Annotated in this window: 25 protein-coding genes and 1 pseudogene; 18 read left to right on the top strand and 8 right to left on the bottom strand. The window is 33.3% G+C overall.

Going from position 1 to position 26,815, the window contains the following annotated elements:
- Window positions 1–210, bottom strand: coding sequence for a DNA-dependent RNA polymerase subunit epsilon (locus tag FS935_RS07035; protein WP_146946923.1), 210 nt, complete (start codon window positions 208–210; stop codon window positions 1–3).
- A 607-nt stretch (window positions 211–817) separates the two neighbouring features.
- On the opposite strand from FS935_RS07035, the gene FS935_RS07030 reads away from it, so the two are divergent.
- Both FS935_RS07030 and FS935_RS07025 read left to right on the top strand, forming a co-directional pair.
- A complete protein-coding gene (locus FS935_RS07030) occupies window positions 818–1,729 on the top strand; it encodes a DMT family transporter (RefSeq protein ID WP_146946921.1) in 912 nt (303 codons plus the stop codon).
- A 15-nt stretch (window positions 1,730–1,744) separates the two neighbouring features.
- The gene (locus FS935_RS07025) at window positions 1,745–2,518 is read left to right on the top strand and encodes a Cof-type HAD-IIB family hydrolase (protein WP_146946919.1); all 774 of its coding nucleotides are present in this window, start codon (window positions 1,745–1,747) and stop codon (window positions 2,516–2,518) included.
- An 89-nt stretch (window positions 2,519–2,607) separates the two neighbouring features.
- Here FS935_RS07025 and def read toward each other — a convergent pair whose 3' ends face one another.
- Together def and FS935_RS23850 are read right to left on the bottom strand one after the other, a co-directional pair.
- On the bottom strand, window positions 2,608–3,162 hold the full coding sequence (def, locus tag FS935_RS07020; RefSeq protein ID WP_146946917.1) for a peptide deformylase: 555 nt from the start codon (window positions 3,160–3,162) through the stop codon (window positions 2,608–2,610).
- A 315-nt stretch (window positions 3,163–3,477) separates the two neighbouring features.
- A pseudogene (locus tag FS935_RS23850) lies at window positions 3,478–3,558 on the bottom strand (YjcZ family sporulation protein); the annotation flags it as partial.
- A 550-nt stretch (window positions 3,559–4,108) separates the two neighbouring features.
- Here FS935_RS23850 and FS935_RS07010 point away from each other — a divergent pair.
- The 5 genes from FS935_RS07010 (at window position 4,109) to lpdA (ending at window position 10,808) form a co-directional block, all read left to right on the top strand.
- Entirely contained in the window at window positions 4,109–4,771 is a 663-nt protein-coding gene (locus tag FS935_RS07010; protein WP_240050836.1) for a YkyA family protein, read from the top strand.
- A 1,017-nt stretch (window positions 4,772–5,788) separates the two neighbouring features.
- Entirely contained in the window at window positions 5,789–6,904 is a 1,116-nt protein-coding gene (gene pdhA / locus FS935_RS07005; protein WP_146946910.1) for a pyruvate dehydrogenase (acetyl-transferring) E1 component subunit alpha, read from the top strand.
- Between the two features lie 3 nt (window positions 6,905–6,907).
- Entirely contained in the window at window positions 6,908–7,885 is a 978-nt protein-coding gene (locus tag FS935_RS07000) for an alpha-ketoacid dehydrogenase subunit beta (protein ID WP_146946908.1), read from the top strand.
- 205 nt (window positions 7,886–8,090) lie between these two features.
- Window positions 8,091–9,392, top strand: a complete 1,302-nt coding sequence (locus FS935_RS06995) for a dihydrolipoamide acetyltransferase family protein (protein WP_146946906.1) — start codon at window positions 8,091–8,093, stop codon at window positions 9,390–9,392.
- 3 nt (window positions 9,393–9,395) lie between these two features.
- The gene (gene lpdA, locus FS935_RS06990) at window positions 9,396–10,808 is read left to right on the top strand and encodes a dihydrolipoyl dehydrogenase (RefSeq protein ID WP_146946903.1); all 1,413 of its coding nucleotides are present in this window, start codon (window positions 9,396–9,398) and stop codon (window positions 10,806–10,808) included.
- 110 nt (window positions 10,809–10,918) lie between these two features.
- On the opposite strand, the gene FS935_RS06985 is transcribed toward lpdA, so the two are convergent.
- Window positions 10,919–11,296 carry a hypothetical protein gene (locus FS935_RS06985; protein ID WP_146946901.1) on the bottom strand — a complete coding sequence of 126 codons (378 nt, stop codon included), beginning with the start codon at window positions 11,294–11,296 and terminating at the stop codon, window positions 10,919–10,921.
- A 470-nt stretch (window positions 11,297–11,766) separates the two neighbouring features.
- Between FS935_RS06985 and FS935_RS06980 the strand changes: the two genes are divergently transcribed.
- A complete protein-coding gene (locus tag FS935_RS06980) occupies window positions 11,767–12,024 on the top strand; it encodes a hypothetical protein (RefSeq protein ID WP_146946898.1) in 258 nt (85 codons plus the stop codon).
- 325 nt (window positions 12,025–12,349) lie between these two features.
- Here the strand turns inward: FS935_RS06980 and FS935_RS06975 are convergent, their stop codons facing one another.
- A complete protein-coding gene (locus FS935_RS06975) occupies window positions 12,350–13,861 on the bottom strand; it encodes a glycine betaine uptake BCCT transporter (RefSeq protein ID WP_146946896.1) in 1,512 nt (503 codons plus the stop codon).
- A gap of 147 nt (window positions 13,862–14,008) precedes the next feature.
- Between FS935_RS06975 and FS935_RS06970 the strand changes: the two genes are divergently transcribed.
- From FS935_RS06970 to FS935_RS06955, 4 genes are all read left to right on the top strand, one after another.
- Complete coding sequence (locus tag FS935_RS06970) at window positions 14,009–14,863, top strand: polysaccharide deacetylase family protein (protein ID WP_146946894.1); 855 nt, start codon at window positions 14,009–14,011, stop codon at window positions 14,861–14,863.
- Window positions 14,864–15,267: 404 nt separating this feature from the next.
- The gene (locus FS935_RS06965) at window positions 15,268–17,025 is read left to right on the top strand and encodes a tetratricopeptide repeat protein (RefSeq protein WP_146946892.1); all 1,758 of its coding nucleotides are present in this window, start codon (window positions 15,268–15,270) and stop codon (window positions 17,023–17,025) included.
- A gap of 25 nt (window positions 17,026–17,050) precedes the next feature.
- Window positions 17,051–17,512: a hypothetical protein gene (locus FS935_RS06960; RefSeq protein WP_146946890.1), complete on the top strand. Its 462-nt coding sequence runs from the start codon at window positions 17,051–17,053 to the stop codon at window positions 17,510–17,512.
- A 252-nt stretch (window positions 17,513–17,764) separates the two neighbouring features.
- Window positions 17,765–17,911, top strand: coding sequence for a GapA-binding peptide SR1P (locus tag FS935_RS06955; RefSeq protein ID WP_439116623.1), 147 nt, complete (start codon window positions 17,765–17,767; stop codon window positions 17,909–17,911).
- Between the two features lie 217 nt (window positions 17,912–18,128).
- On the opposite strand, the gene FS935_RS06950 is transcribed toward FS935_RS06955, so the two are convergent.
- The gene (locus FS935_RS06950; protein ID WP_146946886.1) at window positions 18,129–19,604 is read right to left on the bottom strand and encodes an aminotransferase class I/II-fold pyridoxal phosphate-dependent enzyme; all 1,476 of its coding nucleotides are present in this window, start codon (window positions 19,602–19,604) and stop codon (window positions 18,129–18,131) included.
- Window positions 19,605–20,095: 491 nt separating this feature from the next.
- Between FS935_RS06950 and FS935_RS06945 the strand changes: the two genes are divergently transcribed.
- On the top strand, window positions 20,096–21,055 hold the full coding sequence (locus tag FS935_RS06945; protein ID WP_146946884.1) for an NAD(P)H-dependent flavin oxidoreductase: 960 nt from the start codon (window positions 20,096–20,098) through the stop codon (window positions 21,053–21,055).
- A 42-nt stretch (window positions 21,056–21,097) separates the two neighbouring features.
- Entirely contained in the window at window positions 21,098–21,367 is a 270-nt protein-coding gene (locus FS935_RS06940) for a UPF0223 family protein (protein ID WP_146946882.1), read from the top strand.
- Window positions 21,368–21,683: 316 nt separating this feature from the next.
- Here FS935_RS06940 and FS935_RS06935 read toward each other — a convergent pair whose 3' ends face one another.
- Window positions 21,684–22,301: a YktB family protein gene (locus FS935_RS06935; RefSeq protein ID WP_146946880.1), complete on the bottom strand. Its 618-nt coding sequence runs from the start codon at window positions 22,299–22,301 to the stop codon at window positions 21,684–21,686.
- A gap of 314 nt (window positions 22,302–22,615) precedes the next feature.
- On the opposite strand from FS935_RS06935, the gene FS935_RS06930 reads away from it, so the two are divergent.
- The 3 genes from FS935_RS06930 to FS935_RS06920 all read left to right on the top strand — a co-directional run bounded on the left by FS935_RS06930 (window position 22,616) and on the right by FS935_RS06920 (window position 24,199).
- Window positions 22,616–22,804: a YkzI domain-containing protein gene (locus FS935_RS06930; RefSeq protein WP_146946878.1), complete on the top strand. Its 189-nt coding sequence runs from the start codon at window positions 22,616–22,618 to the stop codon at window positions 22,802–22,804.
- Between the two features lie 142 nt (window positions 22,805–22,946).
- Entirely contained in the window at window positions 22,947–23,738 is a 792-nt protein-coding gene (locus FS935_RS06925) for an inositol monophosphatase family protein (RefSeq protein WP_146946876.1), read from the top strand.
- Entirely contained in the window at window positions 23,735–24,199 is a 465-nt protein-coding gene (locus FS935_RS06920) for a GNAT family N-acetyltransferase (RefSeq protein WP_146946874.1), read from the top strand. Before FS935_RS06925 ends, FS935_RS06920 begins: the two co-directional genes overlap by 4 nt.
- Window positions 24,200–24,379: 180 nt before the next feature.
- Here the strand turns inward: FS935_RS06920 and FS935_RS06915 are convergent, their stop codons facing one another.
- On the bottom strand, window positions 24,380–24,565 hold the full coding sequence (locus tag FS935_RS06915) for a YlaF family protein (protein WP_146946872.1): 186 nt from the start codon (window positions 24,563–24,565) through the stop codon (window positions 24,380–24,382).
- Between the two features lie 356 nt (window positions 24,566–24,921).
- On the opposite strand from FS935_RS06915, the gene typA reads away from it, so the two are divergent.
- The gene (typA, locus tag FS935_RS06910) at window positions 24,922–26,763 is read left to right on the top strand and encodes a translational GTPase TypA (RefSeq protein ID WP_146946870.1); all 1,842 of its coding nucleotides are present in this window, start codon (window positions 24,922–24,924) and stop codon (window positions 26,761–26,763) included.
- The last annotated feature ends 52 nt before the right edge of the window (window positions 26,764–26,815 follow it).

Genomic DNA, 26,815 nt, shown 5'->3' with positions numbered 1-26,815 from the left:
TCAAATCTCCAATACTTTGTAATTTTCACTTTGCTTTTCATATTCTAAATATGCTCCATCTAGTGGTGTAACAAATTCAATATTATAAGGACGGTCCTTTAATTTAGAACGTACTTCTCCTTCAGTCGATGCTTCAATATAAAGAGTATTTGTTCGTTCGCGAACAGGTACCTCTGTTTTTTTCTCTTGATAATAAACCTTGAAAATCATTTACCAAATCTCTCCTTAGCTTCCGTATGTTGTACTAACTTTTTCTATTATATTCGATATTTACAAACAAGCCAAGCCTCGACTAGAAAAGTGAATGTTTAACTTTTGGGTTTGAAGCTAAATTAGCTTGTGAAAACTTTAATATTACATCAGTTGATACCTCTTGATAAAGCGCTTTATGACGTGTCTCCGGTTACCTTTTAACTTAATATATTATAACGTAACTTCAGTTACTTATTAAGAGATCTATAATTTAATGGTACCATTTATCCATATAAATTAGTTTCTATTTCTTATATTAAGCGATAGTTCTCTTTTTTAACAGATGTTTCCATTGTTTTTTTAATGATCTTCTAATTTTCTTTAACATAAATATTCCTCCTAAAAATAATAAAATAACCGTCCCTTTTAAAACTTATCAACAGTAGTATATGTAAATCATGCTAAAGTCTTACATAACTAACGGTGGGAAATAATGGTGAATAATTGACAATTTGCTTTTTTTTAATTAGCTTAATATTTGTCTCTTTAAATGAATCATTTTTAAGACAGTGCTTATCGTTCACACAGAAAAAAACAAATTACAACATCAGGAGGAAACATTAGGTTGAAAAAGTTATATAGTTCGCTAGTGATACTTAGCATTATTTGGGGAGCTTCATTTTTATTTATAAAAATATTAGTAGAAGAGTTAGGACCATGGGGTGTTGTGTTTTGGAGGTGTTTTTTGGGGACAATCACTTTATGTGTTGTCTTAATAGTATTTAAAAGAGAAGAATTAAGTAAATTACGTGAAAAAAGATTGCCGTGGCTTTTTTTATTGCTTGTAGCAGTTTTTAATAATACTCTGCCATTTGGTTTTATCGCCATGAGTGAATTAAAAATATCAAGTAGTTTTGCATCTGTGATCAATGCTACAACACCAATATGGACAATTGTAATCGGAGCAATTTTCTTTAAGGTTCGTTTGGGTTATAAACAATGGCTAGGTGTATTTACAGGTTTTGTTGGGATTTTATTATTATTAAATTTAAATGTTAATAGTCTTTTAAGAGAAAACTTTATAGGTGCTGGTACTATGCTTTTTGCAACGTTTTGTTATGGATTAGGTGCACAATTAGCAAGACGATATTTAGCGGATGTGCCTATTGTTGTTGTTTCTGTTCTTACATTAGGTTTTTCTTCTATTATTAGTTTTTTCTTAATGATGATGAGTAACGAAGGTGTTATATTTCCCTCATTTAAAACTGACATTTTATTTTCTCTTATTGGCCTTGGTGTATTAGGTTCCGGCATAGCTTATCTCTTTTATTATTATATGGTAAAAGAGGGTAGTGCTGAATTTGCTTCACTTGTTACCTATATCGTGCCAATTACAGCTATGCTATGGGGATATTTATTGCTTAGCGAGAAAATCTCCGCTAATATGGTAATTGGTTTATTTGTTGTATTTACAGGTGTGTATTTAAGTACGAGCACCTCCAGAAAGAAAAATGTCATAAACACTAAAGTTGTATGAGGAGGGAACAGTAGAATGAACGAAAAAGTGATTTTCTTTGATATTGACGGGACCATTTTGGATCATGATAAAGAAATTCCCTTATCTACTAGAGATACAATACGAAGCTTAAAAGAACATGGACATCACGTAGCTATTGCAACAGGGCGTGCTCCTTTTATGTTTGAAGATTTACGTAAAGAATTAGATATTCACTCTTTTATTAGTTTCAATGGACAATATGTTGTATTTGAGAATGAAGTAATTTATGAGAATCCTCTTAATAAGAATACATTAGCAAATTTATTAGATTTTGCTGAAAAAGAAAATCATCCGCTTGTTTTTATGAGTGAAGAGAATATGATGGCCACAACAGGTTTACACCCATTGATTGAGCAAAGCATGGGAAGTTTAAAATTTACTCACCCAGAGCAGAATCGAAATTATTATCTTGAAAAAAATATATACCAGACATTGTTGTTTTGCGAAAAGGGTCAGGATAAAGGTTACCAAAGATATGAGGATATTAAGCTTATTAGGTGGCATGATGTTTCAACTGATATATTACCTGTTAATGGTTCTAAAGCTGAAGGGATTAAACACTTAGCAAAACGTTTAAATATTGCGAAGGAAAATATTTACGCATTTGGTGATGGACTTAATGATCTAGAAATGATTGAATATGTTGGGACAGGTGTAGTTATGGGGAATGCTGTTGATTCATTAAAAGAATTAGCTGACTTTATTACAAAACCAGTTGATGAAAATGGCATACAATATGCTGTTGAAAAGCTTGGGTTATTAAAATAAGAAGGGTGATCCCTTCTTATTTTAAATTCTGTAACAGAAATCAACAACGAAGTTTAACAGAGCTATCTTTAAAGAATTAACGTTAACTGTTATCGATCTACTGCAATAGCGTTTTCAGGTTCTTTGAAGGGATTATTTTCATCAATGTGATCGTAAAACATAATACCATTTAAATGATCGATTTCATGTTGAAACACAATAGATAATAGACCTCTTAAACGAATATCAAGTTGTTCACCATTTAAATTAACAGCTTTAACACGAATACGTGCATAGCGCGGCACAATTCCGGGTACTGCTCGATCTACAGATAAGCATCCCTCACCAGAGGTTAAATAACTCTTTTCAACCGAATGACTTACGATTTTTGGGTTGAAAAGTGCGTAACTATGCTGGACTCCATGTTCATCAATTGTATGAATGGCAAGCATGCGTTTGGCAACGTTAATCTGCGGTGCAGCTAGACCGATTCCAGGACGTAATTCGTACTTTTCTGCAATCTCAGGGTCTTGACTGTTTTTAACATATTCAAGCATTTTTTCTAAAATTAATTTATTCTCATTTGATGCAGGTATTGCAACTTCTTCAGCTATCTGTCTTAATGTTGGGTGGCCTTCTCTAATAATATCTTCCATAGTAATCATGATGTAACACTCCTTTAATAAGTATAGCTTTAATATCAGAACTTAAAAATTATGTATGTTCGACAGCGGCTAATCATTCTATAGTTTCATTATGATATAAAATTATAAATGAAGAAATGAAAAACGAAAAGTATAGTGTTGTGTTTCTGATGTATTTTTAGCTGATGAGAATTTGTACACATCAGAAAATAAGAAGTTTGAACTTATATTATATATAAAAACATAATAACTCCCACACTATGTTTCCCTTTTTGGTTTTAAGGGAATAGTCGTGGGAGTCATACGTTTAGTCAATCATTTTTCTATTTAGAGTAATTAGCAACCGATATAAGCCGCACCAACGATGATAAGAAGGATAAATAGAACAACAATTAACGCAAAGCTATTGCCATATCCTGTTGTTGGAGCTACATATCCGTACCCGTAATTTTCATGTCCACATCCATAATAGTTATGCATAGTTAACAACCTCCTAATGTTGATTACGCCTTTTGTCTTGACGTATATTACACAATATGAAAGTAGTTAAAATGTGTATAGTCATTCGCCTATTATATTTAAATTTGTTTTCGATGTAATATATATAAGACAAGCTCATATGATGTAATATTATGTAGAGTTTATCAAGTCTTGGCTTATTTTCAGATTCTTATTTTAAGTTCAGTTTGACATTATTAAAGGCTCTATTTTGAAAAGATTGTTGCTTTTAGAAGTCAATATCTATTGCAACCAGAGTGTTATCGCATAAAAGTGGAAGAAAAGATGCCATTAGATTTTATACAGAGTTGTTTCCATCATGATTCTAAAAACAACAAAGTTTTCGAAAGCAGCCTTATAAAAAGAATATTTAACTTAAATTAGTCATATTTTTTGGAGAAACACTATAATTGTAAAAATAAGTTAAAAAAATTATAGTAAACATGTGTGAATTTTAGGGGGAACATTGATGAAAAAAACATTTATTAAAAGAACTGTTTTATTATTGATATGTGTATTATTTCTTTCTGCATGTATGGGTCAATCAGCAGAAGAAAATATATATAACAAACTAGAAAAAGTTGTTGAATTAGAGGACTCATTTAAGAAGCAACAACAGCCTTTATTAGAGTTAGAGAAAAAAGAATCAGAGCTATATAATGAAATTATGAGCTTAGGAATGAAAGAATTTGAAAAAGTTGTTGAATTATCAAAAGAAGCATTAAGTATAGTTGAAGACCGTGAATCAAAGATGAAAGCAGAATATGATAGTATCATGTCTTCACAGGAAGAATTTAATACTGTAAATGAAGAATTCGAAAAGATAGAAGATGAAAAACTAGCGAAGAAGGCTGAAGAGCTTAAAGATACAATGAGTGAACGTTATAACTCTTATGATCGGTTATTTAACAACTATAAAAGCTCTATAGAACTTGATAAAGAACTTTATAGCATGCTACAACAAGAAAACTTAACAATTGAAGAATTGGAGTCCCAAATTAATAAAATTAATGAATCTTATAAAAAAATTATAAAACAAAATGAAGAGTTTAATTCTTTGACGGAAGAATATAATCAATTAAAACTTGAATTTTACGAACAAGCTGAACTAAATATTGAAGAAAGTGAATAAAGATTAGACGGACTTGAATGATTTCCATCAAGTCCGTCTATTTTTTTGGAATAAGTTATGTTTAAGCTTACTGTTAATTTTTAGATTACTGTAGTGAATGAAAGTAGGACATAAGTATTTCAGCTATTAATTGGGGTTTTTACTTGCTGTCTTCAATAGATTTTTTAATTCTGCATACTATTTTTAAGAACTAGTGAAATGGAGCGGAAGACACTCGGGCACCTATGGGAATCGAGGAGGAGCTGAGACCTAAGCAGGTGTAGGTGAGGAGGCTCAGCTTCCTCACCGTGGAACGCGAGTGTCTGCAGCGCAATGGAACGAATTTGTTTCTTTCAGCTTAACTGAACCTAGATTTATTCGTCTTTTTGTATGACTTATTTCATTATGACCCAGCCTCTAGACAAGTGTGTCATAGAAAATCATCATAGGTGACTAGCCTACGAGGAGATCCGGACAAGCAAAAAAATGGTCTTTTTTTAGGGAATGCGAATGGCTCCAAAGGAACTCAACAGGTTACAAGTTAAGAATAGTGAAGAATTTATGAGTCGCTTAGTCAATATTCAGCGATCAAAAAACTAATTTCCTTCAAATTTTAATAATCTGTACTATAAAAACTACTACAGGCTTCCTCTTTGTAATAATACAGTTAGAAATTCAAAATAAATTTTTTATTCCTATCTAGTATTTTAATTTAAGAAATCGTTATACAAACTGATTGACGAATTTAAAAATAGTAGTGTAAACTTAATAATGTATTATGAAGGTTGTATTAGTTTGTTATAAAACTTAACTAGTACAGTCTGAAATAGTTTATTTCTTAGAATCCATACATAGAGAGAGTTTTTACTACTCTCATGAGTGGTATAAAAGTAAGTAGGTACGAATTCGAAAAAGTTGTGTCATCCTTTATGTTTTAGGGTAACCTAAAGCTGTGAATATTGGAATTCTCTTACTAAATACTAAAAGTTCAAGAATTTGTTGAACACACTCTTAAAAAGGAAAGGAAGAGGTTATAAGATGGCTGCAAAAACAAAAGGCGCTGTTGTAGACAGTAAAAAACAGTTTGAAGCTATTTCTAAGCAGTTCGAAACATTCCAGATTTTAAATGAAGAAGGTAAAGTCGTAAATGAAACGGCAATGCCAAACCTTACCGACGATCAGTTAAAGGAATTAATGCGTCGTATGGTTTATACACGTATTTTGGATCAACGCTCTATTTCTTTGAATCGTCAAGGTCGTTTAGGTTTCTATGCTCCAACAGCTGGACAAGAAGCTTCTCAAATTGCTTCTCAATATGCTTTAGAAAAAGAAGATTGGGTATTACCAGGATATCGCGATGTGCCTCAAATTATTTGGCACGGTCTACCACTATATCAAGCATTCTTATTCTCACGCGGTCATTTCCACGGAAATCAAATGCCTGAAGGAGTAAATTGCTTGTCACCACAAATTATTATCGGTGCACAATATATTCAAACTGCTGGTGTTGCTCTTGGACTTAAGAAGAAGGGTAAACAAGCAGTTGCAATCACTTATACTGGTGACGGTGGAGCATCACAAGGTGACTTCTATGAAGGAATTAACTTTGCTGGTGCATACAAAGCTCCTGCAATCTTTGTTGTTCAAAATAACCGTTACGCAATTTCTACTCCTGTTGAAAAACAATCTGCTGCTCAAACAATTGCACAAAAAGCAGTTGCAGCGGGAATAGTTGGGGTTCAAGTAGATGGGATGGATCCACTTGCTGTTTATGCAGCAGTACGAGAAGCTCGTGACCGTGCAGTAAATGGTGATGGTCCTACTTTAATTGAAACTTTAACATTCCGTTATGGTCCTCATACTATGGCTGGAGATGACCCAACTCGTTACCGTACAAAAGAAACAGAAAACGAATGGGAAGCAAAAGATCCTTTAGTGCGTTTCCGAAAATTCCTTGAAGAAAAGGGCATTTGGAGCGAAGAGGAAGAAAATAAAGTGATAGAACAAGCGAAAGAAGATATTAAAGAAGCAATTCAAAAAGCAGATAAATATCCTAAACAAAAGGTAACGGACTTGATGGAAATCATGTACGAAGAAATGCCTTATAACTTAAAAGAGCAATATGAAATTTACAAAGCAAAGGAGTCGAAATAAGCCATGGCACAAATGACAATGATCCAAGCCATCACTGATGCTTTACGCACAGAGTTAAAAAACGATGAAAACGTCCTCTTATATGGAGAAGATGTTGGCGTAAATGGTGGCGTATTCCGTGCAACGGAAGGACTTCAAAAAGAATTTGGTGAAGATCGTGTATTTGATACTCCACTTGCTGAGTCAGGTATTGGTGGACTTACAGTAGGTTTTAGTTTAACAGGTTTCCGTCCAGTAATGGAAATCCAATTTTTTGGTTTCGTTTATGAGGTAATGGATTCATTAAATGGTCAATTAGCTCGTATGCGCTATCGCTCAGGTGGACGTTGGACTGCTCCTGTAACAATTCGCTCTCCATTTGGTGGATTCGTACATACACCAGAACTACATGCAGACAGCTTAGAGGGACTTGTAGCACAACAACCAGGATTAAAAGTTGTCATTCCGTCAACACCATATGACGCAAAAGGTCTTTTAATTTCTGCAATCCGTGACAATGATCCAGTAGTATTTTTAGAACATATGAAGTTATATCGTTCTTTCCGTCAAGAAGTACCAGAAGAAGAGTATACAATTGAAATCGGTAAAGCAGATGTAAAACGTGAGGGAACTGATCTTTCAATTATTACTTACGGAGCTATGGTTCATGAATCATTAAAAGCTGCAGATGAATTAGAAAAAGATGGTGTGTCTGTAGAAGTAGTTGACTTGCGTACGATTAGTCCACTTGATATTGATACGATCATTGCTTCTGTTGAAAAGACAGGTCGCGCAATTGTTGTACAAGAAGCACAAAAACAAGCTGGTATTGCAGCAAATGTTGTAGCTGAAATTACTGAAAGAGCAATCTTAAGCTTGGAAGCACCAGTATTACGTGTAACTGCACCGGATACTGTATATGCATTCACAGAAGCAGAAAACATTTGGCTGCCAATTTACAAGGATATCCTTGAAACAGCTAAAAAAGTAGTTAATTTCTAAGATCACTAAATTATTAATTAATGTGTGTAGTGGAAGGCAAATATGGATTTTCTCATAATTCACCTTCCATGACACTACTTTAAAACAAAAATTAGTAAATATTATAAATTGTATCAGAGAAGAAACATAAAAGCTTACGTTTGTTTTTTAACGTAATGCTACGTAATTCACAATATTTTTTACATTCTTAAGGAGGTTGAATGATTTGGCATTCGAATTTAAATTGCCTGATATCGGTGAAGGAATCCACGAAGGTGAAATAGTAAAGTGGTTCGTTAAAGCAGGCGATAAAGTTGAAGAAGATGACGTTTTAGCAGAAGTACAAAATGATAAAGCTGTTGTTGAAATTCCGTCACCAGTAAAAGGTACAGTAACTGAGTTAAATGTTGACGAAGGAACTGTAGCAACTGTTGGGCAAACAATTATTACACTTGATGCACCAGGCTATGAAGACTTGAAATTTAAAGGTGATCATGGTGATGATGAACCTAAAAAAGAAGAAAAAGCAGCGCCTGTAAAAGAGGAAGAAAAACAAGCTCCTCAACAAGAAGAAGCAGCAGAAGTTGAAGTAGATACAAATAAACGAGTAATTGCAATGCCTTCAGTGCGTAAATATGCTCGTGAAAAAGAAGTTGACATTCGTCAAGTATCTGGTAGTGGTAAAAACAGTCGTGTTCTTAAAGAGGATGTAGATACATTTCTTCAAGGTGGTACTACTCAAGCTCAAGAAACAACTGAAGAAGCTCCAGCTGCAAAAGAAGAAAAACAAGCAAAACCAGCAGCACAAGCTATTCCAGAGGGTGACTTCCCTGAAACACGTGAAAAAATCAGCCCTATCCGTAAAGCAATTGCAAAAGCAATGGTTAACTCTAAACATACAGCTCCTCACGTAACATTAATGGATGAAATTGATGTGACTAACTTAGTTTCTCACAGAAAGCAATTCAAAAATGTTGCAGCAGAGCAAGGTATTAAGTTAACATATTTACCGTACGTAGTGAAAGCTCTTACTTCTGCTCTTAAGAAGTACCCAGTTCTTAATACATCACTTGATGATAAGACAGATGAAGTTGTTCAAAAGCATTATTATAATATTGGAATTGCAGCTGACACTGAAAAAGGTCTTCTTGTACCAGTAGTGAAAAATGCAGAACGCAAATCTGTATTTGAAATCTCAAATGAGATTAATGAACTTGCAACAAAAGCTCGTGATGGTAAGTTAGCACCAAATGAAATGAAAGGTGCTTCATGCACAATCACAAACATTGGATCTGCTGGGGGACAATGGTTTACACCAGTAATTAATCATCCAGAAGTTGCAATTTTAGGTATTGGACGTATTGCAGAAAAACCAGTAGTACGTGATGGAGAGATTGTAGTAGCTCCGGTTCTTGCTTTATCACTAAGCTTTGACCACAGAATGATTGATGGTGCTACTGCTCAAAATGCTCTTAACCACATCAAGCGTTTACTTAATGATCCACAATTAATTTTAATGGAGGCGTAATCGATGGTAGTTGGAGATTTCCCGATTGAAACAGATACTCTTGTAATCGGAGCAGGACCAGGCGGATATGTTGCAGCAATCCGCGCTGCTCAATTAGGACAAAAAGTAACAGTTGTTGAAAAAAGCGTTCTTGGAGGAGTTTGTTTAAACGTTGGTTGTATACCTTCAAAAGCATTAATCGCAGCAGGACATCGCTATGAAAATGCAAAACACTCAGAAGACATGGGAATTAAAGCTGAGAACGTAACGGTTGATTTCTCAAAAGTTCAAGAATTCAAACAAGGTGTTGTAAAGAAATTAACTGGTGGTGTAGCTGGATTACTTAAAGGTAATAAAGTTGATGTTATCAGTGGTGAAGCATATTTTGTTGATAGTGAAACGGTAAAAGTTATGGACGAAACTTCTTCACAAACTTATAAATTTAAAAATGCAATTATCGCAACTGGCTCACGTCCAATCGAAATACCTGCATTTAAATATTCAAAACGTGTATTAGACTCAACAGGTGCTCTAAATCTTCAAGAAATTCCTAATAAGATGGTTGTTATTGGTGGGGGTTATATCGGTACAGAGCTTGGTACTGCATATGCGAACTTCGGAACAGAAGTTACTTTCATTGAAGCGGCTGATGAAATTCTAGCAGGTTTTGAAAAACAAATGAGTTCTTTAGTAAAACGTAACCTTAAGAAAAAAGGTAATGTTGAAATTCACACTAATGCAATGGCAAAAGGTGTTGAAGAAACTGAGAATGGTGTAAAAGTTACTTTTGAAGTAAAAGGCGAAGAAAAAACAGTAGAAGCAGATTACTTATTAGTTACTGTTGGGCGTCGTCCAAACACTGATGAACTTGGCTTAGAACAAGTTGGTGTTGAAATGAGTGATAGAGGCGTTATCAAAATTGATAAACAATGTCGTACTAACATTTCAAACATTTATGCAATTGGTGATATTGTTGAAGGACCACCACTTGCACATAAAGCTTCTTACGAAGGTAAAATTGCTGCAGAAGCGATTGCTGGAGAAAAAGCAGAAATTGATTACTTAGCAATTCCTGCGGTAGTATTCTCTGAGCCTGAACTTGCAACAGTTGGCTATACAGAAGCTCAAGCAAAAGAAGATGGAATTGATGTGTTAGCATCTAAGTTCCCATTTGGAGCTAATGGTCGAGCATTATCACTTAATAATTCAGATGGTTTCTTAAAGCTTATAACACGCAAAGAAGATGGATTAGTAATTGGTGCACAAATTGCAGGTCCTAGTGCTTCTGATATGATTTCAGAACTTGGACTAGCGATTGAAGCAGGAATGACAGCTGAGGATATTGCAATGACAATCCATGCTCATCCTACTTTAGGAGAGATTACTATGGAAGCTGCAGAAGTTGCAATCGGTAGCCCGATCCATATCGTAAAATAAAGCATAAAAAAGAGATTGACGAAATCGTCAATCTCTTTTTTATACAACCATAATAGGTAATTTTATTATTTTCTCAAAATTTGAGTTTTCGAATCAACTAATATTAGTTTTTATTCTTTAGATAAGGCATTTGAAATTGATTCTAATATTTCTTCCTTTGAAAAAACTGCTCCTTCAATATGAACAACAACTTCTTTTTTATCAACAACCAGAAGTGTAGGATAAGTGTCTACATTATATATTTTATGATCTTTTTTTTCGGAGTAGATTTGCATCTTCTCTATTTTTTCAGGATAATCTTTTTTTATATCTAGTAACGCTTCATAGTAAACTGCTTCCTGATCAATATTGTCATCATCAGAAAAAAATAACAATTGTTTTTCTTCGGCTATATCTTCTGTCGGTGAACTTTTTGAAAAAAAGATGTTATCACATGATGAAAGAACAATAACTGGTATAAATGTAATGAGGAGTAGTAGTTTTTTCATCCTTGCCCACCTCTTTTGGATTATATTAATAAGAATATGTTTATATAAATAGTAATAATGAAAGATTTATTTGTTAAATTAATCCTATTCTAACATAAAAATTGAATTTTCTTCCTACTGTCATCGATTTGTTACATAAATGAAAAATACAGCTACATCATTAATCACTTTTTATTAAAGCGCAGTTAAAGCCTTTTGCACTTTGATTGTGTGTTAATGAGAGACCCCAAGACATGTACGCGCTACACTCTATGATGAACTTCCTGAAGCTTAGTAAGAAATGCTCTATGAAAAAGTGCTAGGTTTTATCACTATTTATCATGAGAAAAAAGGTACTATATTCCCAGGAAAGCGAAATGCTTATAACAGAGAAAATACAATATTATATTTAACAGCGCCTTTTACTTAGTAAAAATCGTTAACATCATGCATAGACTTATTAAGGGAGGTTAGTAAGGAAGGAGAAGAAAATGGGGAAGTATAATTGGACAGTTGTTACTTGTGTTCAAACTCTATTGTGGGCTTGTTATAATATAATAGAATGGTTATCAACTAAAGATGGCTATATAGCTAAAGGAATTTTATTTATATTCTTTTTTTATTTGTCATATTTAGTTGCTTTCAACATGTTGAAACTCAAAAAAAGGGCAATTCTCTTATCAAGTATTTCTTTAATTATTTATGGTATAGGATATGAGATATTTGGAATATTACGAAGTGTTTATTAAATTTCTTAAAATAAGGCTCTGTTAAACTTTGTTGTTGATTTCCGTTACAGGCATTCGCTTTCCCGGGAAAAAATGCAGTTCGTTTTTTCCTAGGGAAGAATAATGAAAAATCCCAACTACCGGCTTTTTCAAAGGACCATTCTTCCTAGGTCCGGAAGCATCCTCGTAAGCTGCGCGCCTGTGGGGTCTCCCTTTGACACGCTTCTCTAAGCAGGAGTCTCATATATTCACCTCCAATCAACAAAGTGTTAAAAAATCAACAATAACCTTTAACATAGCCTAAAATAAATAAATGAAAAGAGTACCTTATTAGGTACCCTTTTCATTATTTGCGTATAATTTTCTCTTGTTTCAATGACTTAAGTAGTGAAAATACCATTAATATCATAATAACAGCAAATGGAAGAGCTGCAATGATAGCTGAAGTCTGCAAAGCATTTAAGCCGCCTGACCAAAGCAAAATACCTGCTGAAGCAGATTGGATAATTCCCCAAATGAATTTAATACGATTTGGTGGATTGAGTTGACCATTTGTTGTCTGCATTCCTAGTACAAAGGTCGCAGAATCTGCTGATGTAATGAAGAAAGTACTGATTAAGAATATCGCAATTATCGACATTAGCGTTCCAAGAGGGAAATAATCTAAAACAGCAAACAGCGCTACTTCTTTTCCTTGCTCATTAACTATATCGACGATAGGTGCATTTTGAAAATAGTCTAAGAAAATTGCTGATCCTCCGAATACTGAAAACCAAAGTGCTCCAAATACTGTCGGAACTGCTAGAACACCGATAGTGAATTCTCGTATAGTTCTTCCTTTAGAAATTCTTGCAATAAATGTTCCAACAAAAGGAGCCCATGAGATCCACCAAGCCCAATAGAAGATTGTCCAATCCTTTACCCAGGTGTTGTCTAGTTGAAAGGGCGTCATTCTAAAGCTCATCGAAGGTAGATTTTGCAGATAACTTCCTAATGTAGTTGTAAATAAATCCATGATAAAATTTGTTGGCCCTGTAAATAACAAAAATAGCATTAATGATATAGCTAAGATGACATTGAGATTACTTAAATATCTGATTCCTTTATTCAACCCAGTTTGAGCAGAAAGCATAAATAACACTGTTACTATAAGTATAATAATAATTTGAGTTGTGAAATTATTTTCAACACCATCAACTAAATAAGAAATACCACCACTAATTTGAGCAGCACCAAACCCTAGAGAAGTGGCTACACCAAAAACAGTAGCAAAGACTGCTATGAAGTTAATTAATATTCCAGTTTTTCCATCAACCCTATCCCCAAGTAAAGGTCGAAGAATATTACTCATAACTCCACTTTGTTCTTTTCGAAATGTGAAATAAGCCAAAGCTAAAGCTATAGTAGAATAAATTGCCCATGGATGAAATCCCCAGTGGAAAAAGGAATACCTTAAGGAATCTCGTGCAGATTGATCAGTAAATCCTTCACCAGTTGGAGGTCCACTATAATGATAAATAGGCTCTGAGACGCCCCAAAATACTAAACCGATCCCCATGCCAGCACTAAATAGCATGGCAAACCATGATAAATATGAATATTCAGGTTCATCCGTATCTTTTCCTAATCTTATGTTTCCATATTTCGAAAATATCAAGCTGATTGCAAAAATGAGGAAAAATGTTGCGGTTAATAAATAGAACCAACCAAATTTTTCAATTATAAATGTTTGTATTTTAGATGTTACTACAGTAATATTTCCGTTAGGTAAAACTGATTCGGGAATTAATCCCCAGAGAATAAAAAGAGATGTTACAATTACAGATATGATAAATACAGGGGTAAATTTCATCTTCATTTGAATAAAACACTCCTTTAACACTTTATGAGGGAACTTATGGGTGGCTATTCGTAATACATAAAAGCCTAAAGACCATTTCTTATATTGAGGCTTTATGGACAAATATATACTAAATATAGAATTATTTATCTAGGAGCTGTGAATATGAGGATTTTAACGATATTACAGATTATCACTATTTTCATTTTTGTTACTAGTTGTTCAAATTCTGAACCAGAAACTTTTAAAGAGGAAGAAATTTCAAAGAAACCAGAAATAAGTGAGGAGATTGGGAATAAAAAAGAAACGGAACATAAAGATAATGCTAAGGAAGATAAAGAAGTGCCAGTTGATGTTGTGAAGAATCTTAGTCAAACCGAAGAGAAACCAATGTATGTGATTAATAGTACGGATTGGAAGGTTGAACCGATTGATAAGGATAATAATGAAAAGCTAGTTCTTCTTACAATAGATGATGCACCTGATAAGTATTCATTGGAAATGGCAAAAACCCTAAAGAATAATGAAGTGAAAGCGATTTTTTTTGTGAACGGTCATTTTATACAATCTGCTGAAAAGAAAGCTATCTTAAAAGAAATCTATGATCTTGGTTTTTCGATTGGAAATCATACGATGACACATACTAACCTAAATGATTTAACAGAAGAAGAACAATATAATGAAATTATTGAATTAAATCACCAGATTGAAGAAATAACAGGTGAAAAACCAAGATTTTTTCGTGCCCCATTCGGGAGTAATACTGATTTTAGCAAAAAACTAGTTGCTGAGCATGGAATGGTTTTAATGAACTGGACCTACGGTTATGATTGGGAAAAAGAATTTATGAATAAGGATGCTTTAGCAGATATTATGGTAAATACACCCCTTTTAACAAATGGGGCTAATCTTCTAATGCATGATAGAGAATGGACAAATGATGCATTACAGAAGATAATTGAAGGCTTACAAGAGAAAAGCTATAAGATTGTTGATCCTAAAAAAATTAAAACTTTGTGAAAAAAACAAGCCATTGAAAATATGGCTTTTTTTTGTGTTTTTTTAAGAAGATATCTTTAAAATCTACTAGCATAATGCATATGTAAATGGTTTTAGCCTAGAGCAATATCAAATTTGTTTGTAGACTATTTCATTCTATTTAGTTTCGTCTAGCACTTCTTTAAACGTCATAACATAGATTATCATTGTGTTTTCATTTTATTTATTTGCTTTGTTCGTAAAATTTATGTTGCTGTTAATACTTCAAAATAAAGGCACCGTATAAAGTCTAGTTCTTTGCTTTATTGCTAAAATGGTACCCTTTAACGATGAATTCACTATTTCTTTAACATATTTGGAGAATTTAGCAACGTTCTTTCAGAAGAAGGCTTTATTAAATGAACCTTAAGGAGGTATTAGAAGAGATGAAAGAAGATAGTGAGTCAGTAAATTCAAATAGTGATTTAATAGAAGATCAAATTATAGATGAAGAGCAATTTGAGGAGATTTTTGATAATGCTGTTGAACTATATTATCGGGCAATTAAAGGAAGAAGGGACGTGACAAAAGAAGCGCATGACCTTTTTACAATTCTCTTGAAAGCAGAACCAAAAAACACAGAAATAATGGCTTATTTAGGTGCAGTCAAGGCACTACTTGCCAGAGATGAAATTAACTTAAGAGATAAGGGTAAATATGCAAATGAAGGATTAAAACTACTTGATATTGCTGTATTAAAGGATTCTTCTAATCCATTAATAAGAATGCTACGAGGTAATGTAGCGAACAACCTTCCTGAAAATCGTTTTCGTAGAACACAAACAGCAATTGAGGATTTTGAACATATTGTCTCAATGTATGAAAAAAATCCAAGCGCAATTCCAGAAACACTTTATCTAGAAGGAATGAAAAACTTAGTTAAGGCAAATGCGAGATTAGGAAATAATCAAATTGCTATTCAATATGCGGAAAAAGTACAGAAGAAAGATTCTTCATTTCAACTTCCTCCCATTAGTAATAATAATGATACTGAAAAAATGAAAGAAGTAGAGTCTATTACATTACCTGAAGAACTTCTTTCATTATATAGATTAGCTGTAGAAGGCAATGAAATAGCACTTTATCAAGTTAATAAAAATTTTTCTGAATTAGAAAAACAGAATCCATCAGATCCGACAATTAAAGCTTTTGTGACACATTGTCAATCTATGAAGTCTACAAACGCTGCAACCGGATATGTCGAATTATTTACTACTGCAATTAAAACATCACAATCTCTAGATAAGTTAGTAAGTGACTTTCCAGATTTTTATAATATCCGATTAGTTCGAGCTTTACAAAGTTATAGATTACCAGAGTTTTTCTTTTTTCGTGCTTCTACTGCAGCAAGAGATTTTCATTTTTTAGTGTCAAAGTTTGAGAAAGATTCTAGTATATTTAGTCAACAACAATATGAAGAAATTTTGTTTTTACTTGGTAAATCCTTTGCAAAATTAAAGATGGTGGAGGAGGCGGTACAAACCTGGAAAAAGCTTATTAAAATTTCACCAAAATCCAAGTTAGTTGAAAAAGCTCTTGAAAATATTGAGGTATACACATATGAAGAAATTGACCTGAATAGCATTTCTAGTAATAAAACTGAAAAACTTTACACAATAGGTTATACTCTTCATGATTTAGGAGTTCGTGGAAGTGAAAAGGCTGCACAACAAGCCGTTGAAGTATGGGATTTAATTACTAAAGCGAATCCTGATTGTACAAAAGCAACTTTTTATTATGCAGCTTCGCTTACCTTAATGGGAACCTTTTGTGATGATCCAAACGAACTTTTTAGAAAGACGATGAAAGGCCTTAAACTATTGGATCAGGCTATCCCAACTAAAAGTGAAGATCATGTGAATCTTTATTTTAAAAGAGCATATATCCTATATCCTCTTCCTGATAGCTTTTTCCATAGTAATGATAAAATTATTAGCGATTTTGAAATGGTTACTAAGATGTATGAAGATCGTAACGGTGAAATTGATTTATCAAGACAACAATATCTACAGGTATTAGCAGACCTTGGTACTATGTATGAGCGTAAATACTTTGGTCATAAAGCAAGAGAAATCTGGGTGAAGCTTGCTAAAGAAGATGAAAATTCTAGTTTCAAAGACTTCTTAGAAATAAAAGGTATCTAAAAATCAAGAAGAGGGAGTGATTTTATTGACTCAGCAAGAATGGCAAAACCGTTTAACTGAAGCTATAGAAATTTATCATAAAGCAGTCAAGGGAAATCGAAAAGCTACAACACAGGCATACAATTTATTAAAAGAACTAAATAAAGAACAACCTTCAAATGTTGAGATTTTTGCTTATTTTGGTAGTGTAACAGCTCTAATGGCAAGAGATACACCAATTCCAAAAGACAAGAAAAAATTTGCTTTAGAAGGACTAGAAATGTTAGATCAAGCTGTAAAAAAATCTCGTGATAATATTACAATACGAATATTACGTGGAAATGTTTGTATGAGAATGCCAGAATCAGTGTTTCATCGAACACAAACAGCAGTAGATGATTTTGAATATTTAATTGATAGGTATAAAAAAAATCCAACCATCTTAACACAAAATTCTTATGAAAACATTGTAAAAGATCTAACTACAGTAAAGAAAAGATTGAAATAAAATTAAAAACACGTCTGCCATTTATTATTGACTTTGATCAAAATTGTTCAAAGTCGATAACAAGTGGCTTTATTTTATTGTGGAATAATTTATTGAAAATCGACATGAAATAGAACATAAAAAATTTATGTGTTATACAATTTAGGTATTGACGTAATTAGTATGTCATATTAATATATAAATAACAAAGATAAAACGCTTTCAAGGTTTGGGAGATTTGAAACTTACAAAATTAGATGATTGAAAAGGGGTATGGAGATGGGAACAATCGTATGTCAACACTGCAGCTCAACTATCGGTCAAATTGAAGTAGAAAAGGTGACAACTTTATATGGTAAATGCAATCATCATGATTGCATTAGTCAGAACCAAAAAAATAATGTTGTCAAAGTCAAATAAAGGGGTTTATATAAAGAAATAAAGGGGTAACAAAGCACTCAATTTCACTATTGAGTGCTTTGTTTTAAATTATAAAGTGTTGTCACAGGATAGGACACAGAATTTACTCGTTACTTAATTAGTATGAAAACAGACCAAATTATCTCAATTTGGTCTGTTGATCATGTGTGTGTTGTTTTTTTAATCTAATTTAACTTCTTAAAAATAAAAAATATTTCTATCTAATTGCTCTGTGTTCCTTTATTACTCTTATTTTACTAAGTGTTGGATCCTCAGGTCCTTGAACTGGCAAACCGACTTCTAAATTCTTCTTAATGTATGCTAAATTTTCTTCGGTGATAATTTCGCCTGGAATAAAGATCGGTATTCCTGGAGGATAGACCATAATAAATTCAGCAATGATTCTCCCAGCTGATTCTTCTATTGAAACAACCTCTGTTTCAGAATAAAAAGCATCGCGAGGGGTAAGAGCTAACACAGGGATATCAGGTAAAAATATTCGTTCTTTTTCATCATTTTCCTGAACATTTGAACCAAATTCAACTGATAATTCTTTTAAAGCATTAATAAGAAGATCTACTTCAACTTTAGTATCACCAGGTGTGATAATACATAAAATGTTGTATAAATCAGACAGTTCCACTTCTATTTGATGGTTTTCACGTAACCAGTTTTCAACATCATATCCTGTAATACCTAAACCATAAACAGGAATGATTAACTTAGTTGGATCATAATCTACGGTTGCTTTTGATCCAAGAATTTCTTTTCCTATACAGTATATCTTCGGTATTTCATTTATTTTGTCTCGAGTGTAATTAGCTAACTGTATTGTTTTTTCAATTAATTCTTTACCTTCAGTTGCTAATCTTTTTCTTGCGACATCAAGTGATGCTAGTAATAAGTATGATGTAGAAGTTGTCGTCATCATACTTAAGATCGATTGAACTCTTTGAGGTGAAACTAAACCATCTCGTACATTTAATACAGAGCTTTGAGTCATAGAGCCACCAAGTTTATGAACACTTGTAGCAGCCATGTCTGCACCTGCCTGCATGGCACTTAAAGGCAAGTCCTCATGAAAATGGATGTGGACTCCGTGTGCTTCATCGACTAACACAGGTACAGAATATGAATGGGCGATTTCAACAATACGTTTTAAATCAGCAGATATGCCAAAATATGTTGGGTTTATCACAAGAACACCTTTAGCATCAGGATGCTGTTCAAGAGCTCTTTCAACTGAATCTGTTGTAATTCCATGAGAAATCCCAAGATTTTTATCTATTTCAGGATGGATAAATATTGGAGTTGCACCTGAAAAAACGATAGCTGACATTACTGATTTATGAACATTTCTAGGGACAATAATTTTATCTCCAGGTCCACATACAGCCATTACCATTGTCATAATAGCTCCACTTGTTCCTTGTACAGAGAAGAAAGTGTAATCAGCTCCGAAAGCCTCTGCAGCTAATTCTTGTGCTTCTTTGATCATTCCTTTAGGGGCGTGTAGATCATCTAAAGGTCCGATATTGATCAAATCGATTGAAAGCGCGTTATCACCTATAAAATTTCTAAACTCAGGATCAATTCCTGCTCCCTTTTTGTGACCAGGAATATGAAACTGAATTGGGTTTTTTTTAGCATGTTGGACTAGCCCTGTGAATAATGGTGTATCATTTTGTGACAAAGTTGTTCCCACCTTCTTTTTCAGTAATAGTTTCTTACTAATGACGGCTGTTTTTTTGTGGTGAAATTGCTTCTAAAGAAACAATCAGCGCTATATGTAAATGATTATCTAATGTCATATTAATAAAAAACCTTTTAGTGTCGAATTCTGTATATTTATTAAAACAAATGAATTATACCGTTATCAATTATGACAGTCAATAAAAAACAATACATTTCTTTTAGAGAGGGTTTTCTCTATTTAGATATATTAAAGCAGGGTGTTATTAATTGGAGGTATATATACCAGGGAAAAGCAATCGGCATTAAGAGAAATCAACAATATCTATTATGAGAGCATTATTTTATGAAATAATATAATATTCTGTACTTAGCTATAGTGTCCATCTGCAGACGTCTTCCACTTTTCTTATGAACTAAGCCTTTCCAATTTTATTAGAGGATATTCTAGGAAGAAAACGAAATACAATTTATAAAGGGAGGTAATAACAGATGAAATGGAATACTAAAATCACAAATCTTCTAGGCGTAGATTACCCAATAGTGCAAGGTGGCTTAGCTTATTTAGCTTACTCGGAGTTAGCAGCGGCAGTATCAAATGCAGGTGGGTTAGGGCAAATTACAGCTATGTCCTTAGGAACACCTGAAGCTTTAAGAGAAGAAATTATGAAGGTTAAATCAAAAACAACAAAACCCTTTGGAGTTAATTTTGCAATTGGTCAGTATGGACATGGGTATGAAAAGCTTATAGAAGTTGCAATAGAGGAAAATGTTCCAGTTATATCAATGACTGGTGGAAATCCAACTCCTATTTTTCAGTTACTCCAGGGAACAAATGTGAAGAAGCTAGTTTTAGTAGCTGCTAAGCGTCAAGCAGTCAAGGCCGAAGAACTAGGTGCAGATGCAGTAATGGTTGTAGGTCAAGAAGGAGGGGGACATTTAGGAAGATCAGATACAGGGACAATGGTGTTAGTTCCACAAGTTGTTGATGCTGTTTCCATTCCTGTCATAGCTTCTGGAGGAATTGGAGATGGAAGAGGATTAATGGCTGCGTTAAGCCTAGGTGCTGAGGGAATAGAAATGGGAACAAGGTTCATAGCAACTAAGGAGTGTGTTCATGCTCATCAGGTTTATAAAAATTCATTAATAAATGGTGATGAAAATAGTACTGTTGTTATTAAAAAATCTATCGGTGCACCTGCGAGAGCAATAGCAAACAAATGGACAAATAAAATTATAGATATAGAGAAAAATAACGGTGGATATGATGAGCTCAAGGACTACATAAGTGGAATAGCTAACAAAAGGTATATTTATGATGGTAATATAGAAGAAGGTTTTGCTTGGGCTGGCCAAGTAATGGGACTAATTTCTGATATACCTTCTGTGAATGAGTTTATAACACGGACAATTTTAGAAGCAGAAGAGATTCGAAGGAATTGGATATATTAATTTAATAAGGACAACTAAATGTATGAACAGGGGGACAACAACTTGGATTATCAATATCCTATTTCTTTAGACTGGAGTACAGATGAAACTGTTGATGTTATTAAGTTTTTTGAATGTATAGAAAAAGCATATGAAAAAGGAATAGATCGGGATCTTTTAATGAGTAATTATCGTAGGTTCAAAGAAATTGTACCAAGTAAATCTGAAGAAAAAACCATTTGCAATGAATTTGAGGAAGTGAGCGGATACTCCACCTATAGAGTGATTAAAAAGGCAAAGTCTGATGAAGTAGTTAGTACAGTAAAGATGTGAAAAATTAAAATTTCAAAAGAGGCTGGGACATAAGTATTTATCCAATTATAAACCCGAATTATTAGGTGATATTCCAATTAATAATCATTCGCCTAATAGTTCGGGTTTTTATTTGTTGTCTTCAATAGATTTTTTTGATTTTGCCTACTATTTTTAAGAACTAGTGGAAAGCGAGTGTCTGCAGCGCAATGGAACGAACTTGTTTTTTCAGCTTAACTGAATTTAGATTTATTCGTCTTTTTGTGGGACTTCTCTTATTATGTCCCAGCCTCTTTTTTTGGTTCAAATTTAAAATTAAAGTGCTTGGTAAAAGAGCTTACTCAAAAGAAAGCTTATATAATGGAATTAAATTTTCAAAGGTTTCACGAATAACCTGGTATAATTTATCTCCATCTTTTAAAATTGGATCATTTATTCCAAAATGACGACCTATTAAAAATTCTGCTTTTTTAACATCTCTAAATCTTACTAGTGAAGATTCTAAATCAATATCACCAATTAGCTTTGCATCCTTTTTAGTATGATCTAATGAAATATAGTACTGTTCATTTGTAGCTTTAGTGATCTCCTCCATATTAGTTAAAAAATTCCGAGCTATATTTTCTTTGTTTGGCAATTCATAAATAAATGCTAACCAAATAAACAAATGATCATCAAAAAGCCCAACTTGGAAATGTGGATGTTGTTTATATCCTCTTTTATTAGCTGCAATAGCCAACCAAGTATCTTTAGGAGGGTTAACAGTTCTTCTTGCATGTTTTGCGATATGAAGAAACATTTCAGTTTGTAATGTTGCGGAAAGGTCATCTGCTAACGCTTGTCCAATCACTTGGAATTTAGGCTGAATTCTTTCACGAATGGCCTCCATTCTTTCCTCTAGCCCATCTATAGTAAATGTTTGGAAATCTTCATTATAAAAACCTTTAAAATTCATTAAAATTCCTCCTAGAAGTTCATTACACTTTTTTCTATTTTAATTATAAACTTACTTAAATTATTTCCACAAGAATTTACGACTGGTTTAACAAACGTGATTTTTCCAAAAGTGAAATCAATACAAAGAATTAATCAACGTTTCATCCTAAAAAATTGGTGGTATGAATTAGGTAAATACACAATTTTATAGGTTTAGTTCCAACTTTTTTTAATCCAACATAAGATATAAAAAAGCTATATAACAACTTGAAAAAGCAACTTTGAAATCGCTACAAGGATAATATGATAAGTAAATGAAAGGGGCGGTAAAAAGTGAAACAAATTGTTAAAACAAGTGGTCAGAAAATCATTAGCAAACGTATCGGGGTGCTTAAACTTGAGCTTGATTACGAATTAGCCACCCTTTACGAAGCAATGCAAAGTAAAGATCATCAGAAAAAAATCGAATGTAAACAAAAACTAGAGAAGTTACGAAAAGAGTGGATGAAGCTCCAGGCATAATTGGAGATAGCTAAATCTACAAACGAACCTTAGGTAGGTTCGTTTTTATCTGCGCAACAATGAGTCTGTAACTTGATTTCCATTAATTCCATACAGTATCCTTATTGTAAAGGTTATTTATACATAGAAATGAGGTTGCTTTATGACGAATTGGAAGGAAATTGATCAAAAGGCTAAGCAATGGGTGAAGGAAGCTGGAGAAATAATTAGAAACTCTTTTGATTCCTCCCTCTCGATTCAATACAAATCTAATCCAAATGATTTAGTCACGAATATGGATAAAGAAATTGAGCAATACTTAATTGGGAAAATACAACAATCGTATCCAGATCATCGTATTTTAGGTGAAGAGGGTTATGGTGATGAAGTGACAAGTCTTGAAGGTGTTGTTTGGATTATAGATCCTATTGATGGGACAATGAATTTTGTTCATCAACAACGTAATTTTGCTATATCTGTTGGGATATATGGAGATGGTATTGGTTATATTGGATTAATTTATGATGTTGTACATAATGAGCTTTATCATGCGTTTAAGGGAGAAGGAGCATTTATGAATGACCTTCCTTTACCTAAGCTAGATAAAGTTAACATCGAAGAAGCAGTTATTGGTATTAGTCCAATATGGGTAACTGAAAATAAACGAATTGATCATAATCTCATTTCACCAATTGTTCAAAAGGTGAGAGGCACAAGGTCGTATGGATCTGCTGCTTTGGAGTGTGCATATGTTGCATCAGGTCGACTAGATGCTTACTTAACGATGAGATTAGCTCCATGGGATTTTGCAGCAGGACTCGTCTTAATAAGCGAAGTAGGTGGGACCGCATCGACATTAGATGGAAATAAGCTGAATTTAGTGTCAAAAAATACTTTCTTTGTTGGTGAGAAAAGTCTCCACAATCATCTATTGACAGAATATTTAAAGAAGTGAAGAATTTAGAGTTTAAGGAATTAAACAAAGGTGATTATAACTTTTTTAAAGATATAATTAGAGTAAGTGATGATTGGCAACAAGAAGAATGTTCTGAAAATGAACTGGAAAATTATTTACTATCTTATCAGATGTTTAATGGGCAATGGAGAATATGGTATAAAAATAATAATAAAATAGGCATTAGTTATCATATAGAATGGTCTCCTTCAAATGAAAGACCTTGGATTGGTACAATACTTATCCATCCCAATCAGAGATTAAGAGGATTTGGACAGAATATAATAAAAGAAATTGGACATGAATTAAAGTCGAAAGGTCATAAAGCTTGTTATGTGGGTTGTTCAATAAATCAAGATGGTTGGCTAAGGTTTCTTGGGAATTGCGGGTTTGAGCAACTTAAGATAGAGAAGGAAGTTACTACATCAAAAGAATATATGATTTCAGTGATGCCTCTTTAATTATAGTTTATGTACAATCTTAATATTGTTTTTATCACTTTGTTATATACAATGAACTCTATAGCTAACAATCAACAATTAAGGTAAGTGAGAGTGTGTAAAATAAAAAAGGAGTCTATTTTTCAGACTCCTTTTAGCTATAAAATTTTATTTAGATCTGTTTTCAGAGAAAAAGATAAATTAGATTAACCCTTTTTCTCTCATTCTTTTTTTTAGTACAAAACCTGACCCCATAATGACATTTAGCGCGACTATAGCTAAGATTATGCCGAGAATACTCCGTTCACTTACAGCAATTCCTATGCCGATCATACTTATTGCTGCTAAACAGGATAGTACAAGAAAAACCCACTTTCCTAATTTCATACCTATGACAACTCCCAACTTATTCGCGAATTTTTTGTATCTTCTCTTAGTTTACAGAAAAACATTCCGCTTTTCTATATTGTTTATGGTATAATATCCAAGGTGATTTTGAAATAATGTAGATAATTGTTTTTATATGTGAAAAACACTATATTTTTATAAGTAAAATGTGTTTTAATAAAATGTCGAGCATTACTTATATGTTTAGGATTTAGTTTATGCATAGTATAAAAAAAGCAAAATCACTTCTGTGTTGATTGTTAATAAGCACCTTCAACTCATGATTGTTATTGTTAAAGCCTAACCATGGCGTTTACGCTTATGTTTTTAATATATATATTTTAGGAGATGAAATTGTGAAACTTCGTAACGATATTCGCAACATAGCTATTATTGCCCACGTTGACCATGGTAAAACAACTTTGGTTGACAAACTTTTACATCAATCTGGAACATTCCGAACAAATGAACAGGTTGCAGAACGTGCAATGGATTCAAATGATCTTGAGCGTGAGCGTGGGATTACAATTCTAGCAAAAAATACAGCAATCAATTATAAAGATAATCGTATTAACATTATGGATACACCTGGACATGCTGACTTCGGTGGAGAAGTAGAGCGTATCATGAAAATGGTAGATGGTGTTTTACTTGTTGTTGATGCTTATGAAGGCTGTATGCCTCAAACACGTTTCGTATTAAAGAAAGCACTAGAGCAGAATTTAACACCAATTGTAGTTGTTAATAAAATTGACCGTGATTTTGCACGTCCATCAGAAGTTGTTGATGAAGTACTTGATCTATTTATTGAGCTTGGTGCAAATGAAGATCAACTTGAATTCCCAGTAATTTTTGCTTCAGCTATGAATGGAACAGCTAGCACTAGTGCTGACCCAGCGGATCAAGAAGAAACAATGGAATCATTATTTGAAGCGATTGTAGATCATATCCCAGCACCAGAAGATAATAGAGATGAGCCTTTACAATTCCAAGTTGCTTTACTTGATTACAATGATTATGTTGGTCGTATTGGAATTGGACGAGTATTCCGCGGAACTATGCAAGTAGGTCAACAAGTTTCATTGATGAAAGTTGACGGTACAATTAAAAATTTCCGTGTAACAAAATTATTTGGTTTCCAAGGCTTAAGACGTGTTGAAATAGAACAAGCAATAGCTGGAGACCTTGTAGCAGTATCTGGAATGGAAGATATTAATGTTGGAGAAACAGTTTGTCCAGTTGAACATCAAGAAGCACTACCAATTCTTCGTATTGATGAGCCAACATTACAAATGACATTTGCTGTGAACAATAGTCCATTTGCTGGTCGTGAAGGTAAGTATGTTACTTCTCGTAAAATTGAGGAACGTTTGATGGCACAATTACAAACTGACGTAAGTTTACGTGTAGATCCAACTGCTTCTCCAGATGCGTGGATTGTGTCTGGTCGTGGAGAGCTTCACTTGTCTATTTTGATTGAAAATATGCGTCGTGAAGGATTTGAACTTCAAGTGTCTAAGCCTGAAGTTATTGTTAGAGAAATTGATGGAGTGAAATGTGAACCAATTGAACGTGTGCAAATAGACGTTCCAGAAGAAAACACTGGTGGTGTTATGGAATCGATCGGAGCCCGTAAAGGTGAAATGATTGATATGATTAATAATGGTAATGGTCAAGTTCGACTTATCTTTAATGTACCAGCACGTGGCTTAATTGGGTATTCAACAGAATTCATGTCATTAACACGTGGATTTGGTATCATTAATCATACATTTGATAGCTATCAGCCTATGCAAAAAGGTCAAGTTGGAGGACGCCGTCAAGGAGTTCTTGTATCAATGGAAAATGGTAAATCAACTACTTATGGTATTCAAGGTATTGAAGATCGCGGAATCATCTTCCTTGAAGCTGGTGTAGATGTTTATGAAGGCATGATTGTTGGAGAACATACTCGTGAAAATGATTTAGTAGTAAATATTTGTAAAATGAAACAACAAACAAATATTCGTTCTGCTAATAAAGATCAAACAAATAGTATGAAAAAGCCTAGAATTATGTCATTAGAAGAAGCACTTGAGTATTTGAATGATGATGAGTATTGTGAATTGACTCCAGAATCAATCAGACTTAGAAAGAAAATTCTTGATAAAAATGAACGTGAGAAATCTGCTAAAAAGAAAAAATTAGCAGGTAACTAAGTTATACAGACAAAAATTCAAAACCTCTCCTCCTATATGATCAAACAAATAG

It is taken from the genome of Metabacillus litoralis (assembly GCF_007994985.1).
GTDB lineage: Bacteria > Bacillota > Bacilli > Bacillales > Bacillaceae > Metabacillus > Metabacillus litoralis.
Note: the sequence above shows the minus strand (reverse complement) of the source record. Positions and strands in the feature narration are given on the sequence as shown.